This is a genomic window from Kitasatospora sp. NPDC059973 (assembly GCF_042737525.1).
Taxonomy (GTDB): Bacteria; Actinomycetota; Actinomycetes; order Streptomycetales; family Streptomycetaceae; genus Kitasatospora.
In genome coordinates, this window is the sequence record NZ_JBHWUI010000043.1 from 24176 (window position 1) to 40972 (window position 16797).

17 protein-coding genes are annotated in these 16797 nt (G+C 71.1%); 10 read left to right on the forward strand and 7 right to left on the reverse strand.

Annotated elements, in window-relative coordinates:
- The first annotated feature begins 169 nt into the window (after positions 1-169).
- Positions 170-1909 carry an RICIN domain-containing protein gene (locus ACFWA9_RS14605; protein ID WP_380387009.1) on the forward strand — a complete coding sequence of 580 codons (1740 nt, stop codon included), beginning with the start codon at positions 170-172 and terminating at the stop codon, positions 1907-1909.
- Positions 1910-2249: 340 nt separating this feature from the next.
- On the opposite strand, the gene ACFWA9_RS14610 is transcribed toward ACFWA9_RS14605, so the two are convergent.
- Entirely contained in the window at positions 2250-2834 is a 585-nt protein-coding gene (locus ACFWA9_RS14610) for a TetR/AcrR family transcriptional regulator (RefSeq protein ID WP_380387012.1), read from the reverse strand.
- A gap of 121 nt (positions 2835-2955) precedes the next feature.
- Between ACFWA9_RS14610 and ACFWA9_RS14615 the strand changes: the two genes are divergently transcribed.
- From ACFWA9_RS14615 to ACFWA9_RS14645, 7 genes are all read left to right on the forward strand, one after another.
- On the forward strand, positions 2956-3744 hold the full coding sequence (locus tag ACFWA9_RS14615; protein WP_380387015.1) for an SDR family NAD(P)-dependent oxidoreductase: 789 nt from the start codon (positions 2956-2958) through the stop codon (positions 3742-3744).
- Between the two features lie 221 nt (positions 3745-3965).
- Complete coding sequence (locus ACFWA9_RS14620; protein ID WP_380387018.1) at positions 3966-4193, forward strand: hypothetical protein; 228 nt, start codon at positions 3966-3968, stop codon at positions 4191-4193.
- Between the two features lie 387 nt (positions 4194-4580).
- Positions 4581-4763 carry a hypothetical protein gene (locus tag ACFWA9_RS14625; protein ID WP_380387021.1) on the forward strand — a complete coding sequence of 61 codons (183 nt, stop codon included), beginning with the start codon at positions 4581-4583 and terminating at the stop codon, positions 4761-4763.
- Between the two features lie 160 nt (positions 4764-4923).
- Positions 4924-6165, forward strand: a complete 1242-nt coding sequence (locus ACFWA9_RS14630) for an MFS transporter (protein ID WP_380387024.1) — start codon at positions 4924-4926, stop codon at positions 6163-6165.
- Between the two features lie 251 nt (positions 6166-6416).
- The gene (locus tag ACFWA9_RS14635; protein ID WP_352291524.1) at positions 6417-7025 is read left to right on the forward strand and encodes a hypothetical protein; all 609 of its coding nucleotides are present in this window, start codon (positions 6417-6419) and stop codon (positions 7023-7025) included.
- Positions 7026-7842: 817 nt separating this feature from the next.
- Positions 7843-8034, forward strand: a complete 192-nt coding sequence (locus ACFWA9_RS14640) for a hypothetical protein (RefSeq protein WP_380387027.1) — start codon at positions 7843-7845, stop codon at positions 8032-8034.
- Between the two features lie 450 nt (positions 8035-8484).
- On the forward strand, positions 8485-9198 hold the full coding sequence (locus ACFWA9_RS14645) for an alpha/beta fold hydrolase (RefSeq protein WP_380387030.1): 714 nt from the start codon (positions 8485-8487) through the stop codon (positions 9196-9198).
- 154 nt (positions 9199-9352) lie between these two features.
- On the opposite strand, the gene ACFWA9_RS14650 is transcribed toward ACFWA9_RS14645, so the two are convergent.
- The 4 genes from ACFWA9_RS14650 to ACFWA9_RS14665 all read right to left on the reverse strand — a co-directional run bounded on the left by ACFWA9_RS14650 (position 9353) and on the right by ACFWA9_RS14665 (position 13039).
- Positions 9353-10090, reverse strand: coding sequence for an alpha/beta hydrolase (locus tag ACFWA9_RS14650; RefSeq protein WP_380387033.1), 738 nt, complete (start codon positions 10088-10090; stop codon positions 9353-9355).
- Positions 10091-10515: 425 nt separating this feature from the next.
- The gene (locus ACFWA9_RS14655) at positions 10516-11067 is read right to left on the reverse strand and encodes a hypothetical protein (protein ID WP_380387036.1); all 552 of its coding nucleotides are present in this window, start codon (positions 11065-11067) and stop codon (positions 10516-10518) included.
- Positions 11068-11090: 23 nt separating this feature from the next.
- A complete protein-coding gene (locus ACFWA9_RS14660) occupies positions 11091-12734 on the reverse strand; it encodes an alpha/beta hydrolase (protein ID WP_380387039.1) in 1644 nt (547 codons plus the stop codon).
- Positions 12731-13039: a hypothetical protein gene (locus tag ACFWA9_RS14665; RefSeq protein ID WP_380387042.1), complete on the reverse strand. Its 309-nt coding sequence runs from the start codon at positions 13037-13039 to the stop codon at positions 12731-12733. The genes ACFWA9_RS14660 and ACFWA9_RS14665 overlap by 4 nt, the downstream gene beginning before the upstream one ends.
- A gap of 1004 nt (positions 13040-14043) precedes the next feature.
- Between ACFWA9_RS14665 and ACFWA9_RS14670 the strand changes: the two genes are divergently transcribed.
- Positions 14044-14826 carry an MEDS domain-containing protein gene (locus ACFWA9_RS14670; protein WP_380387045.1) on the forward strand — a complete coding sequence of 261 codons (783 nt, stop codon included), beginning with the start codon at positions 14044-14046 and terminating at the stop codon, positions 14824-14826.
- Positions 14823-15788, forward strand: coding sequence for an anti-sigma factor RsbA family regulatory protein (locus tag ACFWA9_RS14675; RefSeq protein WP_380387048.1), 966 nt, complete (start codon positions 14823-14825; stop codon positions 15786-15788). The genes ACFWA9_RS14670 and ACFWA9_RS14675 overlap by 4 nt, the downstream gene beginning before the upstream one ends.
- A 104-nt stretch (positions 15789-15892) precedes the next feature.
- Here ACFWA9_RS14675 and ACFWA9_RS14680 read toward each other — a convergent pair whose 3' ends face one another.
- Positions 15893-16345 carry a GyrI-like domain-containing protein gene (locus ACFWA9_RS14680; RefSeq protein WP_380387051.1) on the reverse strand — a complete coding sequence of 151 codons (453 nt, stop codon included), beginning with the start codon at positions 16343-16345 and terminating at the stop codon, positions 15893-15895.
- Positions 16346-16459: 114 nt separating this feature from the next.
- Complete coding sequence (locus ACFWA9_RS14685) at positions 16460-16732, reverse strand: hypothetical protein (protein WP_380387054.1); 273 nt, start codon at positions 16730-16732, stop codon at positions 16460-16462.
- Positions 16733-16797: the final 65 nt, after the last annotated feature.

Below are 16797 nucleotides of genomic sequence, written 5' to 3' on the forward strand. Positions count from 1 at the left end.
CGGCGTGGATCCGCGGCGCGCGGTGCGCGAAGTACGGGCACGGAGAACCGTTCATCGACATGTCTTGAACGTGTACGAGACATGGATCACATGAGGGAAGGTCACATTCCGCCCGGCCCGGCGTGCCCGGTAGGTGAGCATGGCATGGACACCTCATAGGAAGGCCGAGATGAAGCTCTCTTTCAGGCACGTCGGACGACTCCTGTCCGTCCCGTTCACCGTCACCGCCCTGCTGGGCCCGGCCCTCGCCCTGGCCGCGACCCCGGCCGCGGCGACCTCCACCACGGCGGCCACCGCCGCGGCCGCGACGGACGCCTACACGTTCACCAACGGCGACGGCACCCTCAACGCCACGGGCAACAACGACGGGAACCAGATCTCCGTCACGCCGGACGGCACCAACTACCAGAACTTCCGCCTCATCAAGCTGGGGACCCCCGGCCAGTTCAACATCGCCAGTACGTCGTCCGGGAAGTGCGTCTACGCCACCCAGCCAGCCACCCAGAAGTCCTGCGGCCAGGACGGCGAACAGTGGCACTTCCGCCCGGTGGACGGCAAGCCCAACTCCTTCGGGATCGTCCGCCGCGACGACGCCAGCGGCACCGAGTGGTGCATGGACAACCGGGGCGGCCTGCACCTGTGGGGGATCCTGGCGCAGCCCAACGTCTGCAACGGCAGCGCGGCCCAGGAGTGGAGGGTGCCCGCGGCGAAGGCGGCCGAAGCCAGGAGTCTGGCGCTGGACTACTACGCCGACCTGTGTGCCAGGAAGACCGCCACCTGCTCGTGGACGGAGAAGTCCGAGGGGCAGCCCGAGGTCCTGCCCCGCCAGCCCGCCTCGTCGGTCTGGTACAACGACACCGCCGACAAGGTGACGCAGGTCTTCACCACGATCTACCACTCGGGCTGGTCGCAGTCGTTCGGTGTGGGCCTGTCCTCCTCGGTCGGGGTGTCCGTCCCGGTCCAGGCCATGGTCTCCACCCAGCTGCAGACGACCACGACCTACGAGTCCGACCAGTCGACCATCAACGGCATCGCGGTGACCGTTCCCGCCAAGAACTACGGATGGGTCGACTTCGCGGCCGTCGGCAAGAAGGTCACGGGAACGTGGACCTTCGACACCGACAACCAGCCGTGGACGACCGACGCGACCGTGACCGTCCCGGTCATCAACTCCACGGCCGGCTCCACGATGTACGTCGCCCACACCAGCCCGGACCAGCCGGGCACCACGAGCGTGACGAGCGCTGACGCCCCGGCGCTGACCATGGCCGCCAAGGCCTCGTTCACCCCGGACCTCCCCGACGGCACCGCGGCGTCGCAGGACGGCCCGAACACGGTGAAGCTCGTCGACACCGCCACCGGGGCCAGGATCGGCACGATCAAGCCGAGTGCCGTCGTGGACACCAAAGGGACCACTCACCCGGTCAGTCTGACGGTCTCCGGCAACGTCATCACGCAGACCATCGAGAACGCTTCCGGCGACACCATCGACGGCTCCATGACCATGCCGTCCGTCAGCTACAACACCACCACCGCTCCGGCCGCCAAGACCGGCGGCCTCGCGACCGGCGGTGCCACGACCACCGGTGTCACGACCGCCGCGTTCACGACCACCGCCTTCACGACCACCTCCGCGAAGTCGACCGTGCGCCCCGCGTTCTGGCCGATTCCCGACCGCGAGCACCCGAAGAACTCGGACGAGTGGAACAAGTGCATGGCCAAGGAGCTGGGCAAGAGCATGGTGGAAGGCGCAGCCAAGGCCGCCCTGCTGGGTGCCCTGCGAGGCGGCCAGCTCGGCGCCGCCGCCGGCCCCGAGGGAGCGGCGGCGGGGGCCGCCCTGGGGATGCTGACCGGCACCGTCACCGGGCTGGGCAAGGCGTACTACGTCTGCGGTACCGACCCGGGCTGATCCGCACGTACACCACACGCGGATGCCACCTGCCGGCCGACCTCGTCGGCGAGCAGCGGGCAGGCCGACACCGGGTCGGCTCTCGGAGACGACTTGGCGCCGCCCGTCGCCGTGGAGGCGCAGCCGCCCGAGCAGTACGGCCTACCGCGTGCCACGTCGACCCGCCGCCACCGGTCGACTCGTCGAAGTCCCCTTCAACCACAGCTGGTTGAAGGGGACTTCGCGCACCGAACCGCCCGGGTGGCGCTACGCCCACGGCGCGAAGGGACCGCCGGCTGTCGACGCGCGCTGGGATCGAGGCCGGACGGCCGCCTCTCCCGGCCGGCCCTGGCGGCGTGCTCTACGCGGGAGCCGTCCCGACCCCGTGCAGCAGGGTGTCCACCACGCGTGCGGCCAGCCGGTCCACGGCGCCGATGTCGACGGCCTTCCGCCCCTCTTCGGCCGCCTCGTGGATCAGGGCGTAGTAGACCCTGCGGGCCCACTCCAGGTCGGTGTCCGGGGACAGCAGGCCGGTCTCCTGCGCGCGACGGAAGAGCTGATCGCACTGGGCCAGGACGTCGGCCTGCACGCGCGCGGTTTCGGGGTCGGACGGAGCGCTCCGGCTCATCGCGAAGCTCCAACCGATCTTCACCTGAAGGACGTTGGCGGTCACCTGGTGCAGGGCGACCAGTGGCGGGGAGGTGAGCGGGCGGGCGGCCTCCACGGCCTGGTGGAACCGCTCGGTCGCCCAGGCCGCCAGCGCCTCGACCAGCGCCTCGCGGCTGGCGAAGCGCCGGTGCACAGTGGTGCGGGCCACCCCGGCCGCCGCCGCGATCTGCTCCATGGTCGCCGCCGGATCGGCGGCCAGGACGCGTTCGGCCGCCTCCAGGATCGCCCGCACCGTCCGCTCGGCATCGGCGCGCAGGGCGCGCCCTCTCGTCTCCATGGACCAGACAGTACATCGGGGACGCCGGTCACGACCTACTTGCATCATCAATGTTGCATCTATTAGCTTGATGACGTCATTCAAGTCGCGACTCATACATCGCCCCGACAGGAGCACCTCCATGGACCTGCAGCTGACGAACACCACCGCCGTGGTCACCGGCGCGAGCCGCGGCATCGGACTGGCCACCGTCCGAGCGCTCACCGCCGAGGGCGTTCGCGTGGTGGCCGCCGCCCGCACCATCACCCCGGAGCTGAAGGAGACCGGCGCCCTGGCCATATCGGTGGACCTGCTGGCCCCCGACGCCCCGGCCCGGCTGATCGACCACGCCACCGCCGAACTCGGCGACCTCGACCTGCTCGTCAACAACGTCGGCGGCGGCGACGGCGGAGCGGGCCAGACCGGCGGCTTCCTCTCGTTCACCGACCAGCAGTGGCAACAGTCCTTCGACCTGAACTTCCTCGCCGCCGTACGGACCAGCCGGGCGGCGCTGCCCAGCCTGCTGCGCCGCCGCGGCGCCCTGGTCAACATCTCCTCCAACGGCGCCCGGATGCCACACGCCGGGCCGGTCCCCTACACCACCGCGAAGGCCGCCCTGACCGCCTTCGGCAAGGCACTGGCCGAGGAGTTCGGACCGCAGGGCGTGCGCGTCAACACCATCTCGCCGGGCCCGGTACGCACCGCGATGTGGGAGAGCCCGGACGGCTACGGCGCGGAGCTGGCCCGCTCCATGGGAGTCACCCAGGACCAGCTGCTGGCTGGGCTCCCGGCCGCGATGGGCATGACCACCGGCCGCCTGCTGGAACCCTCCGAGGTCGCCACGGCCGTCGCCTACCTCGCCTCGCCGCTGGCGGCCGGAATGTCCGGCACCGACCTGCTGATCGACGGCGGATCCGTCAAGACCACCTGATCGGATTCGATCACGCCGATCCACCGGACTTGAAGCGACGGACGGCGCCGAGCGCGCCCTCGGCGCCGTCCGGGCGCTGACGGTCGTGCACGGGTACTGCGCGGCCGACCCCGTGGATTTCGCACCGCGCCAGGGCCGCAGAAGAAGCCCCGCCGGAAGGCTTGACGCCGGCCGTGCGACGCGGTGCCATGAGTCCGGACGGAGGGGGGCACACGGTGGCCGTGGAGGACAGCGACGCCGAGGGACGGAGCGACCAGGAAGACGGCGACGGCGACCGGCCGAATCGGCCGGACCGGCCAAAAGGCCCGTATCGCCCTGGCTTTGAGGACACCTTCTGGTTGGTGCTGCTCGGGCTGATCGTGGCGGTCCTCTTCCTGGTCGGCCTCCTGTCCTCGTTGGGCGGTGACGCCGGACCGGCGAACCAGGACTGGAACTCCGGCTGGCACTGAGCAGAAGGGCCGCGAGGATCACGGGCGGACCGGCCGCGCCCGACTCGCGGTCTCCCCAGTACGGCCGGCTCGCAGGCGTCGATCCTCAGCACGGCAGCGAGGTGAGGTCGAGTCTTCCGTCCCGGTCAGGTGATCCGCTGGTCGGCCGAGCATGAAGGTACGGCCTCGTACACGGCTCGGTCGCCAGGGCCTTACCGCCTCCCGTGTCACCGGAGGCCGTGCCGACCGCTTTCGGGGTGACTGGTCGAAGGACCTTCGGGAGTGACCCCGCGAACATGGTCGACAGCCAGCTGGGGCGGCACCCCGACCGAGCTCGGTGCGGCCAAGTCCGTCGCCTGTGCCGCCGCCCGCCGGTGGATGCGGACGGATCCCGCGAAGGCGGTCAACGTGGGCGACATGCTGGAGAGCGATGCGAAATCAGCCGCTCTCGCCGGGCTCACCGGCATCCGGCTGGACCGCGGCATCGGCTTCGTCACCGGCGGACCGTCACCCAGGGCAGACGAGGCGGCGCTCCGCGTCGAACGGCTCACCGACCTGGCCGAATTCCTCTCAAGGTGCACGAACACTTGATACCGGATCTCACCGGCCGCCATGCGTGGCCGTTGTCCAACCGAGCTCGGTGATCGTAAGTTCGCGTCTGCCGTCTCGGTCGGCGGTCGGCCGTCGGCGGTCGGCCGTCGGCGTGAGCGGGTACGACCGACATGAACGATCCACGAGCCAGGGGAAAGGCGTGCCGCGCTCCGAATCACTGCCCCGCACCGTCCGCCTGCTGTTGCTCGCCCGGGTCATCAACCAGCTCGGGGCCTTCTCGCTGCCCTTCCTCACCGCGCTGATCAGCACCGACCACGGCGCGAGCCTGACCACCGCCGGGCTGGTCAGCGCCGCCTTCGGGCTCGCGACGATCCCCTCACGGCTGGCCGGGGGCCACCTGGCCGACCGGATCGGACGACGCACGACGGTCGTCCTCGGGCTCTGCGGATGCGCCGTCGCCCAACTGGTGATCGCGGCCTCGGTGTCGCTCATCTGGGCGGTCGCCGGGGCGGTGCTGCTCGGGCTGGCCTTCGAGCTCTACGAGCCCCCGAGCCAGGCGATCGTCGGCGAGTCCGTGCCGGAGCGGCACCGGGTGCGCGCGTTCAGCCTGTTCAGCGCCGCACTCGCGGCGGGTGCCATGGGCGCCGGGCTGCTCGCCGCCCTGCTCGGCCGCTGGGACCTGCGCTGGCTCTTCGTCACCGACGCCGCCACCTGCCTGGCCTGCGCGTTGCTGATCGGGCTGGCCCTCCCCCGCGACCGCCCCGAACCGTCCGGAGCGGACCTGAACGGTAGCGCCGTCCGACCGCTGCGCGACCGAGCGCTGCTGAGCGTCCTGGCCACCGGTACCGCCTACGCCCTGGTCAACCAGCAGACCGTGGTCACCCTGCCGCTCGCCCTCGCACGGCAGGGCCTGCCGGCCGCCGACGCCGGGCTGCTGTTCACCGCCGCCGCTGCCACCACCGTGCTCGCCCAGCCGTTGATCCGGCTGCCCTTCACGACCCGGCTCACCACACCTGTCACCCTTGCCCTCGCCCATCTCCTCCTGGCCGCGGGCCTGACCGGCTTCGCCCTCACCCGCACCCTGCCGGCCCTGCTCGCCTTCGCTGCCGTGAAGAGCCTCGGGGACCTCCTGGTCATGGGTCGCGTCTACGCACTGGTCACCGACCTCGCGCCGCCCGGCGCAAGCGGCCGCTACCTGGCCGTCTTCGGCACCAGTTGGGGAATCGCCGCGACGCTCGCGCCCCTCCTCGGTACCCAGTTGCTCGCTCACGTGGGGACGACCGCGCTGTGGTCGGCCATGGCCGCGTGCTGCCTCCTGCTCGCCGCTCTGCACCTCCGGGTGACCCCGGAGTCGGCCCGGTCGGCCCGGTCGGCGCAGCGACGCGCACCGAAGGGACGGAGGCCCGCCGAGCCGGCGGCCGGGCGCGGTCCGCGGCGCTGACCGACGGCGGGCAAGGCGATCCACGGCCGCGGCAGGCCCGGGACGGCCGCCCGTGCCCGGCGCACCCCTACCCGGGGTCTCCCCAGCGACCGACGTCGTCGGTCACTGACGGATCGTCTGTTCCGTCAGTCATTCGACTGATGTGCACCGCGCTCGGGTCCGCCAGGGTCGAGGGCACCGGGTACGTCCCGGTGGCGGGCGCGCGGGCATGCCGCGGGGACCGTCGACGCACGTGAACGAGGAGTACCAGGATGGCAACCAGTCAGCGGTCCGTCGCACGGTGGCGGACGGTCGTGGTCACCGGGGCAGCGGCCCTCGCCGTCGCCGGCGGCGTCGCCGCACCGGCCGGCGCGGCGACGCTCCCCCCGGGTTCGGCGGCGGACCGTCCGGTCCCCGGGAACCAGGACCTGCGCGACGCCGTGCAGGCGGGGGAACCGGCGCACCCCCGGGACCACCCGGGCGGCCGCCCGCTGCTCAGGCACCACTGGATCATCAAGGCCCAGTACGGCACCGTGTCCGCCCTCAACCGGGCGACCAACTTCGGCTGGCAGCGCAACTACAAGGACTGGACGGTCGCCATCGTCGGCAACGACATCCAGGGGAAGAGGGTCACCGTCTACACCAAGATCACCAACCTGTTCTACGGTGAAGGCGGCGTCATCGGCGCCCAGACGGCTCCGACACCGCAGGTGCTGATCGCCAAGAACACCATCAAGGCCCAGGACGTCAACATCGTCACCGAGATCGTGAACGTCCACTTCATCAGCCCCCAGTGGCAGGACGTCTTCAACGCCGACTGCCGCGCCCAGGAGAACCTCCGCGACGCGGTGAAGGCCCAGCTCGCCTGCACGATGGGCTGACCCCCATCCGGACCGGCCGGTCGGTCACAGCACCGACCGACCGGTCCGGTAAATCCCCTGCGGATATCTTGAGTTGAGCCTCAGCCCATACGCCCGAAGGCGCCGAACGGTTCGGCCGCTTTGACCGCGGAACCGGATCCGCCCCTTGGGAAAGCAGGGTGTGAAGTGACGGCCGCCTCAGGCCTGGAACGCGCAGACGCGGATGAGCGGAAGCCGGGATGGTTCCTGACCGCGGCACTGTGCGGGGTGCCGCTCGCCGTCTTCGACTCGCTGATGTCTGGTCCTACTGGATCGCCCTGCCGCTCCCCCTGCTCGGGCCCGCCGTCGGTCCTGCGGTGAACGAGTGGGTGCTGACGGCCCGCGGTCGGTGGCGGTTGGCGCCCCTGGAGTGGGTGACCCTGGTCGGCGCCCACTGCTCCAATGCTCCTTCCTCGGCTCGGGGGCCCACGTCGTAGGCCTCCTGCCGCGATAGCCCACGAGCAGCCGCCAGTTCGGAGCCGATTCCGACAGGGCCGCTCTCCGGCCCCGACCGCGACCCAGCCGGCGCCGCGAAACCGAGGCGACGGCGCGGCAGCCCGTGTGACAGCCTGAACGAATGGCTGACGAGGACTGGGTGAGGATCTTCACCGTCGAGAACGCGACCGGCATGCCGCACCCCGGACTGGCCCTCGCCGTTTGACTGCGCGACCACGGCATCGACTGGTCGCCGGTCGACGAGCAGGACATCCGCTGCGACCTGACCTGCGGGCCCGATCGCGAGTCGGGCCGCTGGCGGGGCTTCGTGACCGTGTCGGTCCGGGCCGGTGCGCTACGCCCGTTGGGCCTGCACCCGGACCAGCCGACCGCCCGCGCCGCCCTGCCGCTCGCCCCCGACTGGTGGGGCTCCTGGACGCGCACCCGGAGACCGGCCGTCCGGCGCTCGGAGGTCGCCGCCGCCCGGCAGCTGTGGTCCGCGCCCCACCGCTGGTCGCCCACCGGGCCGAGCGCCGCCGGGACCACCGGCGTGTAGCGCCGCCCCCGACGGTCGACCCGGGGGCGCGTCGGCGTCGTGGCTCTCCCTCACCGGCAGCGGCCGCGAGCTCAGCGCCAGTTGGTGGTGCCTGCTCCCACTGACCAAGCACTCGTCGTTCATGACCGACTCGACGCGGCCTGGGTCCCGCAGGTCGAGCGCGTGCCGCGAGATCCCCGCAGCGTCGCCGGGCAACGTGGCGGACGTCGCGGCGGACGTCGCGGCGACCGCCCGGCAGACGCCGCCTGGCGGCCCGACTCAGGACCCGGGAACCCGCTGCCGTCGGCCTGTGCGTGACAGGACGGCCTTACCTCCCCGCGGGCATCCGGTCGGTGTAACTTCGGTTCCCGGAGCGCCCCTTCGGGCAGGGGGAGACATCGCGTTCGGCTCGGGGAGCGACCCGCCCCCGGCGGCGCGACCTCCGCGGGCGCGCGTGGGAGAGGGGAAGGCATGAGTCACATGATCGACCCGACCGTTCCGCGGGCGCGGCGGATCGCTCGCCCCGACGCGATCCTGCGGGGGGAGGAAATCGGTGCGGGACCGACCTGTCTCCTGCTGCATGCCGGTGGCGAACGCCGTCAGGTGTGGGCACCGGTCAGCGAGGTGCTCGTCGACGCCGGGTTCCGCTGCGTGGCCTTCGACCAGCGCGGCCACGGCGACAGCGAGGGCCGTGCTCGAACGCTGACCGCGTGCGCGGCGGACGTCGCCGCGATGCTGTTCGCCGAACCGCCCGGGTGCGTGGTCGTCGGTGCCTCACTGGGCGGGCTCGCCGCCGTCGCCGCCCTCGGCGATCCGGCGGTGCGGGCCAGGGTGGCAGGGCTGGTACTGGTCGACGTCGTCCCCTGCCTCGACCCGGCCCGAGTCCGCCGCTTCCTCGCTGCCGGCGGCCTGGCCGGCACCCACACCGAGCTCGTCGAGGACATCCTCGCCCAGGTCCCCCGGCTACGGCAGATCACCGGCGCGCTCGACCTTCCCCTCCTGCTCGTCCACGGCGACACCGGCTCATCGGTCACCGCCGAGGACATCGACCAGTTGCTGCGCCTGGCCCCGCACACCACCGTCCGGTCCGTCCACGGTGCCGGACACCTCATCGCGCGGGAGCGACCCGTGGCGTTGGCCCGAGACATCATCGCCGTCACCGGCGCCTGGGGCAGCCCGGAGTGATGACGAAGGACATCGAGGAGGCGTGGCGCCGCCGTGGGCCCCTGCCGGAGTTCAGCGAGGGCCCACGGTCCGGAGCGCTGGGGAGGGTCGGCCTCTGTCCGAGCGGCACACCGGCCGACCTCAGCGACCGCCTGTCACCGGTCCGACGCCGACCTCACTTCCTCAGATGGCGGGCGAAGAACTGGACCGCGACGTCTCCCGCGAACTGCGGGACGCCGGTGTGTCCGCCCATGTTGGCGTGCAGGGACTTCTCCTGGGAGCCGAAGGCGTCGAAGAGGTCCAGAGCCGCCTGCCGGTCGTTCCCTTCGTCGTCCCACTGCAGCAGGACGTGCAGCGGGATAGTCACCTGCCGGGCCTCCTCGAACATGGCGCGAGGCACGAGACTCCCGGCGAAGAGCCCGGCGGCCACGATGCGCGGCTCGACCACAGCGAGCCGGATGCCGATCGAGATCACACCCCCCGAGTACCCGACCGGACCGCCGATCTCGGGCAGCGCAAGGAGGGCGTCCAGGGCGGCCTGCCACTCCGGGACCGCCTTTTCGACCAGCGGGAGGACGAGGGCGTCGACGATCTCGTCGCTGACCGGCTCGCGCGCCTCCATCGCCCGGCGCAGGTCTGCGCGGGCCTGATCGACGGCGGCCAAACGGGGCCGGTCACCGCTTCCGGGGAGCTCGATCGTGGCCGTGGCGAAGCCCTCCGCCGCGGAGTGCCGGGCCCGGTCCACCAGCCGGGGGTACATCTTCCGCAGTCCGAGGGGCGGATGGCCCAGCAGGATCAGCGGCAGCGGTGAGGACGCGGCGGCGGGCGTCCACAGGATGCCCGGAATCTCACCGAGGGTGAATTCGCGTTCGAGGAGGCCTTCGTCGAGGCGCTGCTCGGAGGTGAAGCGCATGGTCGTGCCTTTCGGGAGTGCACTGAACGGCGCTCCCGGACGACCTGCCTATCGCCCGACCGTGACCCCGGAGGGGAGCACCCATGTCGATATTGCGTTCACGGGTACCACCTCCTCGATCTCTCGCACGGCCACCGGAAATGTAGCAGCGCACCCCGCGTCCACCAAACGGGTTTTCTCGCAGCCTCCGCGCACAGCTCCTCCGGGCCGAACAGCGCCTCGTTGACGCGCCGGAACCCTCGACCGCCGACCCCGGCTTCTGCCGGCCAGGGTCGCGGGAGAACCTCGCGATTGCGTTCCGCACAGCGCGGCGCCCGCGTCGAGAAGGCGTTCACCGCGGCCGTCCCCCCGCAGTCGCGACAGCCGATCGGCCGGACACGCCGTCCGGTTCAGCAGCGACTGCGGCGCCGTCGCGACTGAGGAGGTTACGGGGTGGGCGTGGCCGAACCGGTGGGGGGCTTGAGGCAGGGCGTGGTGACGCCCAGGACCATGCGGTTGTCGCCGGCGGTGCTGGAGACGTCGACGACGTAGCTGCTCTCCGGATGGCGCGCGGTGACAACCGAGTTCGGCTGGGTAGCGGGCGTCTCCTGGTAGGTCGAGATCTTGAGGCCTTCGCTCGTGAGGAGGTCTCTGACCTTGCGGACCACGTCGTTGTGCTGGGTGTTGGGCACGTAGCTGTGGACTGCGTACGAGAGTGTGAAGCGATCGTCGGGCGCGGATTCGCCCTTCCTGCCGACACAAGAGGTGAAGACGGGGTCCGCCGGCTCGGCGTTGATCTGGATTCCGGCGCCCTGGGCCAGGTGATCGGTGATCTGCCGCGCCCACGCGAGTGCGTCCTCGCGGGACTTGACCGGTAGCGGGGCGTCTTTCCCGGTGCTGGGGTTCGCCATGCAGGCTCCAAGACTTGAGATCGTCAGCGATGCTGCCACGGCGTACTTCAGCGCGGCGGCGAAGGAACGGAGGGGCGGGCTGCCCATGGCTGTTCTCCCGTTTGGAGGGCTCAGTGGGGGATCGAGCCCCAGAAGGGGTCTTCCTTGGGGGACGTGGTGGGTTTGTGACCGGCGATGACCCTGCCCTGGTTGAGCACGCTTTCACTGTTGTCGGTCCAGTAGCCGCCGTGCCCGGAGGTGTCGATGGTGATGTTGTGACCTCCGAATCCCACGATGTGAGGGCTGGGTCCCAGAGAGAAGCCGCCGACGACCCTCGTGGCGTCATCATTGGCCTCTCCGATCCAGAGGTGGTCCGGATTGACCGTCAGCTGATCCGCGTTGAGAACTCCCATACCCGGGCTGCCGAGGGTCAAGATGTCGTCGGCTTGAAGACCGCCCTTCTCGCTGTCGGCGACGCCCACGGCGAAACTGCCGTAGCTGTGGGCGATGTAGCTGAGATGGGTCTTCGGTTCGCCGTGCGCCACGCGGAGTCCCTGGGAGAAACGGCGCAGGTCGTCGGCCGCGTCGAGGCCGCGCATGGGGTTCGCCGCCTTCGCGATGCTCTCCGGTGCGTCGTAGCCCAGGTAAGAGATGACGGCGACGGTTTCGCCCGCCTTCGCGTACCTCTTCCCGTACCCCTGGAGCTGGAGAATGCGGTCGATCTGGCCGGGAACACCCGGCAGCTCGGTGTTGGTCCCGGGCACGAAGACAGAGGTGTGGGTGGCCTTGTCCGGGTTGCCGGTCGAGACGATGGCGCGTCCGTCCCCGCCGTAGGCCTCGGGGTCGATGCCGAGGAGGAACATCTGGTGTTCCTCGTCCTTCGCGTCGGCCTTGTCCTCCAGCTTCTTCTTGATCTCGCCCAGCGCCGCCTTGCGCTTGTCGTACGTCGTCTGGTCGAGGCCGAGGGAGGCTGGAGTGCCAGCCTGGAGGGCGTCGAGTTTCTGGTCCAGCACGAGCCGGTTGGCCTCGTCCCGGACGGTGGCCGGCAGGCCGTCCAGACTTCCGATCCTGGCCGCGTTCAGGGCGAGGTAGGTCTCCTGCTGGCCGGGCGTGAGGCCCTTCCACCACTCGGCGTTCTTCTGCGGGTCCTTGCCGTCCGGGAGGTAGGCCTCGGCCAGGCCCAGGTCCTTCCTCACGTCCGCGGCGTCGGTGCGCGTCTCGGCGACGGCCCCGTCCACCCTCCGGCCGTCCAGGATCTCCCCGCTCAGGCGCCCGAGGGCGGTGTTGCCCTGGTCGCTCGCCGCCTGGGCGTCCTTGAGCGCCTGGTCGATCCGGCTCTGGTAGCCGGCCTTGAGGCTCATGAGGTTGCGGCGTGCGGTCTGGGCGTCCGGGTCGTTGCGCTCCTCCGGGAGTTCCGGCGCAAGGTCGACCCTTCCGTCGGCCGAGACCGTCAGGCCGGAGTCCTGCGCGCGGTGTACCGCGTTCGCCAGGTTCGTCTGTGCCTGGTACATCCGGTCGGCGACCGTGTTCAGCGTCAGCGCGACCGCCTCCGCCTCCACCCGGACGACGTCCAGCTGCTGCTCGGTCCGCGCCATGAACGGGAACGCCGCCTCGGCGTCGGCGCCCTGCCAGTGCTGGTGAAGCGGCCCGTTCGCCTGGTTGCGATGACGCGAGCCCACGGTCTCCGCGGTGTGTGCCAGCGCCTTCCAGTTCTTCGCGACGTCGCGCAACCCTTGTGGGTCGAACTTCACCAACAACTCGTACACGTTGCTCACTGCTTCGCCCCCTGCCGGGCCCAGGCACCGGCCACCGCCTGCTCGTTGTGGCTGTGAGCATCGGCATTCGCGTCGAGGTTGGTCCCCGTGGCCGCGATCCGCTGCTGGAGCGCCGCGAGCGGCGCGCTCCAGCTGCTCCCCAACCGCCCCAGTCCGGCGGCGACCGACCAACCGGCGAGCTGGCCGCTCGTCGTCGTGGCCGAGGTCAGCGCGGCTTGGACCGGAGTGCCCAATTCCTCCGCGAGCCCCCTCACCACTTGGGCCGACGCGTGCAGTTCCTGCGGAACGACGTTGACGTCGGCCACCGCAATCTCCCCCCAGAGTCAAAGCTCGATGCGGTACCCAGCCGCACCGAAATGCGACACCACCATACGCTGCGCAATCGCTCGAACACGCAAAAGGTGGGATTCTTTCGGCCGTTTGCTGCAGGAAGGCCCCGGGCCTCGACCACTCCCGCTCGTCCGCCCGATCAAGGTCTTCGGTACTGAGCAGGCGCTCCCACTCCGGTCCCTGTCGGGGCCGGCTTCCGCCACCGAGCCACACTCCCGGCGGCGACGTGCGACCGGCGGACTCTCCCGCTGAGGGCGCAGCTCGCCCCTTCAGCGGGCCCCACGCACACCGCTCCCGCGCGAGATCCGGTGCGAGAAGCAGACGGAACACGGTGCGGTCATCGGGGCCGATGCGGGTGTTCAAGTGCGGGGTTGCGGCGGTTGAACGGCGTCGGAGGGTGGCGACCCTCGCGCGGGCCCGGTGGCCTGACCGTTGGGCGCCAGCGCGGTCGGACATGTGCGGATGCGGGCGGACGGGCAGCCGGGTGGGTCTTCCACTCCCCCGGGACGCCCCGCCGGAGCGGGACCGCCGCGATGTGCGGCCCGCCCGCCCGCGACCGGACCCGCCTCCGTGGGCAAGAGCCGCGGTCGTGCCTCCGGGGGTGCCTCGACCTCTCGTGCCTGGTCAACGCATTTCCTAGGATCCGACCACAGGCGCCGACAGGCCCACCCGGCATCGTCGTGATCATTCTCGAGGCATCAGCCATGGCACACCCCCTCTCACTGTTGCGAACGGCGATCGGACTCTCCCAGCCGCAATACGACCGTGGTGAGTCACCCATGCCCTCCATCGCGGACGGGGCGGGTCGTCCTCGCAGGACGGACTCCGACGTAGGAGGATTGGTGTCGCCCCTGGTGGGCAGGCGTAGACCGCACTCCGGCCGCCCGAAACAGCCGGGCGTCTGCAGGGAACCGTTATTCTCCTATCACTGCTGGCGGGGGTGACCTGGGAAGGGGGCGGGGTGAGAGCGGCGCGGGCTTTGGCGACACTGGACGAGGTCGGTCTCGGTGACCACGTCTGCTGGCGGATGGGCCCCGCTGCCACGTTCGCCGACGCGCGGGCCTATCTGGCGGACGGCGCCCTGTACGGGGACAAGGTCGTGGTCATCGGTTCCCACGGCACCGCCGGGATCGAGCGTGACGGCAGTCCTTCCACCTCGGTGGTCCTCGATCTGCCGGACGCAATGGACATGGACAGGATGCTTGCTGCGGTGCGCAGGGAAGTCCACACCGCGACCCGCGAGGGCTTCCGGTCCGTACGGGTCCTCACCGAGCGGATGCCCCCGACGGCCGCCTCCGGGGCGGAGGAACTACTGGCCGGGGAGCTCAAACTCGACGAGTTCGCTTCGGAGAGCGGCGCCATGGTGGTGTGCGCGTTCCGGCCGTCGCGGTGGGACCGGACTACCCTGGACGGTGTGGCGTGCATGCATCCTCACGAGGTGGGCACACGTGCTGCGCGTCCGTCCTTTCGGATGTTCAGCACGGGCGCCAACAGGTGGAGCGTGGACGGCGTGGTCGACTCTGAGGGCGCGGCCGCGTTCAATGCCGCGGTCCGCGCCGCGGTCAGGAATTCGCCGATGGTGAAGCTGGGGTTCGACGATCTTGAGCTCATCGACGCTGCCGGCATGCAGGCTCTGGTCGAAGCGGCCCGTCACCTGCCGGGCCGCCGGATCGTCGTGGAAGGCGCCAACGAGACCGTGCTCCTCTGCTGGGAGCTGGCGGGTTACGCGGCCGCCGACCTGCCGGTGGTGATGGCGACATGACCGCGACCGTACCCCCGACGTCCGACCGGGGCGAGAGCCCGTTCCGCCACGAGCTGTACCCCTATCGCGGGGACGCGGAGTTCCTGTCCGGGACCCTGGGATTCATCCACGAGGCCTTGGAGGCCGACGAGGCGGTGGTCGTCGCGGTCCCCTCGGACAAGACCTCGCTGCTGCGCGGCGAACTCGTCGACGAGCCCGCCGTCACCTTCGTCGACACGACGACGGCCGGGCCCAATCCCGGTCGGCACATCGCGGCCTGGTCGGCCTGGATGACCGAGCGGGGTGAAGGCGGCAGGCCGGTACGGGCCATCGGTGAGACCGCCTGGCGCCACGCGCGCAGCACAGCGCACCTCTCGGAGCTGCGGTACCACGAGTGGCTGCTGAACCGGGCCTTCGCGCGCAGCGCCACCTGGTCGATGCTGTGCCCCTATGACGCCGGCGACGACGACGAGGACGCCCTGCGATCGCTGTCGCTCTGCCATCCGATGATCCGCCGGGGCGGCCGGAATGCGGCCAACGAGGAGTATCTGAGCGCCGAGGAGTACCCCTTCGAGGAGCTGGCCGGCCCGTGCGATCCCTTCCAGGAACTGAGCTACACGGAGGGTGACATGGCCGCGATCCGCGCGAAGGTCACGCAGTGCGCGACCGACGCGGGTGTCCTGCGGGACCGGTTGCCGAAACTGGCCGTCGCCGTCACGGAGATCGCGACGAACAGCATCCGCCACGGGGGCGGCCACGGCACCCTGCGCACCTGGGCCCAGGACGCGACGTTCTTCTGCGAGTTCCGTGACTCCGGCTACATCTCCGACGTGATGGCCGGCCGCAGCCGCCCCACCGCGGAACAGATCGGCGGGCGCGGCCTGTGGCTCGCCCACCAGCTCTGCGACCTCGTCGAGATCCGCTCCAGCCGCGCCGGGGGAACCACCGTCCGCCTGCACATGGACGCCCCCCGGCAGCAGTAGGGGACCGCCGGAGGGGGCGGGGCGGCGTGGGGGGCACTGCTTCGCCGACGCCACCGCCTGGCGAGCGCTGACCGGGCCCTTCCGCCGCTGTCCGGCCCCGGAACTCAGGTCACCGGGACACAGATCTCGCACAAGTGGTTCTCGACCATGCGGGGAGCAAATCGCTCAATCATCGGCCGTGCCGAATCGAAACGGAATCCCGCGTCCGCCAGCGCCGGGAGCAGACCGGCCCAGGCGCGCGCCAGGGCCTCGGCCGTATGGGCCACGGTGCGGACCGCGTACCGCCCGCCCGGCAGCCACGCCTCCTCGATTCCGGCCCCGCCGATCCCGGTGTCCCGCGGCACGACGAGGCAGACGTCGTACCTGCAGTCCTCCGGCGCGACCACCCCCGGGTCGTCCTGCGCGATCCCGAGGACGACCGAGCCGTCCCGGAGCAGACCGCTCGCGGCGGCCCACCCCTTGAGGCGTTCCATCTGCTCCTGGTTCCCGGCCCCGTACGGTCCCACACGCCTCATGTAGGCGACCTTGAATTCCGGAACTTCCTCCACCGAAAACATCCCACCACCCGTCCCTCGGCCAATTCCGAGGCAACCGTAACAGGGTATAAAAATGCTTCTCGCCGGAATTCAAACGACGGCGGACAGCCCGGCGGGCGCACCGGACCGGCGCCGTCAGGGGCTGTCGCCCTGCCAGTCCCAGCGGCGCCGGTCCGTGGGGCGCCAGCCGTAGTGGGCGCGGCCGCCGGCACCGAACGCGCCGAGTTCGGTGGCCAGTGCCGCGCCGTGGTCGAGCCGCTCGGCGTCCCAGCCGGTGACGTCCAGGAGCAGCCCGTCGAGCGGGCCGCCGACCAGTTCCCGGTACTCGTGCCCGGGGCGCGGCCCGGGGTCCGGGTCGTCGTGGTCGGCCCCGTACACGCGGCCGCGCAGCAGTGCCTCGTCGTCCATGCCGCCAGCATCCCAGCCGGCACCGACACCGGCCCGGACGGTGGTCCCGTGAACCGTCAGGCGTG

What these genes read in the sequence shown, in the direction of transcription:
- ACFWA9_RS14680 (WP_380387051.1), bottom strand. Translation starts at nt 16,345, where the DNA reads ATGTTTTCGGTGGAGGAAGTTCCGGAATTCAAGGTCGCCTACATGAGG.
- ACFWA9_RS14655 (WP_380387036.1), bottom strand. Translation starts at nt 11,067, where the DNA reads ATGGGCAGCCCGCCCCTCCGTTCCTTCGCCGCCGCGCTGAAGTACGCC.
- ACFWA9_RS14685 (WP_380387054.1), bottom strand. Translation starts at nt 16,732, where the DNA reads ATGGACGACGAGGCACTGCTGCGCGGCCGCGTGTACGGGGCCGACCAC.
- ACFWA9_RS14635 (WP_352291524.1), top strand. Translation starts at nt 6,417, where the DNA reads ATGGCAACCAGTCAGCGGTCCGTCGCACGGTGGCGGACGGTCGTGGTC.
- ACFWA9_RS14645 (WP_380387030.1), top strand. Translation starts at nt 8,485, where the DNA reads ATGAGTCACATGATCGACCCGACCGTTCCGCGGGCGCGGCGGATCGCT.
- ACFWA9_RS14650 (WP_380387033.1), bottom strand. Translation starts at nt 10,090, where the DNA reads ATGCGCTTCACCTCCGAGCAGCGCCTCGACGAAGGCCTCCTCGAACGC.
- ACFWA9_RS14615 (WP_380387015.1), top strand. Translation starts at nt 2,956, where the DNA reads ATGGACCTGCAGCTGACGAACACCACCGCCGTGGTCACCGGCGCGAGC.
- ACFWA9_RS14605 (WP_380387009.1), top strand. Translation starts at nt 170, where the DNA reads ATGAAGCTCTCTTTCAGGCACGTCGGACGACTCCTGTCCGTCCCGTTC.
- ACFWA9_RS14610 (WP_380387012.1), bottom strand. Translation starts at nt 2,834, where the DNA reads ATGGAGACGAGAGGGCGCGCCCTGCGCGCCGATGCCGAGCGGACGGTG.
- ACFWA9_RS14675 (WP_380387048.1), top strand. Translation starts at nt 14,823, where the DNA reads ATGACCGCGACCGTACCCCCGACGTCCGACCGGGGCGAGAGCCCGTTC.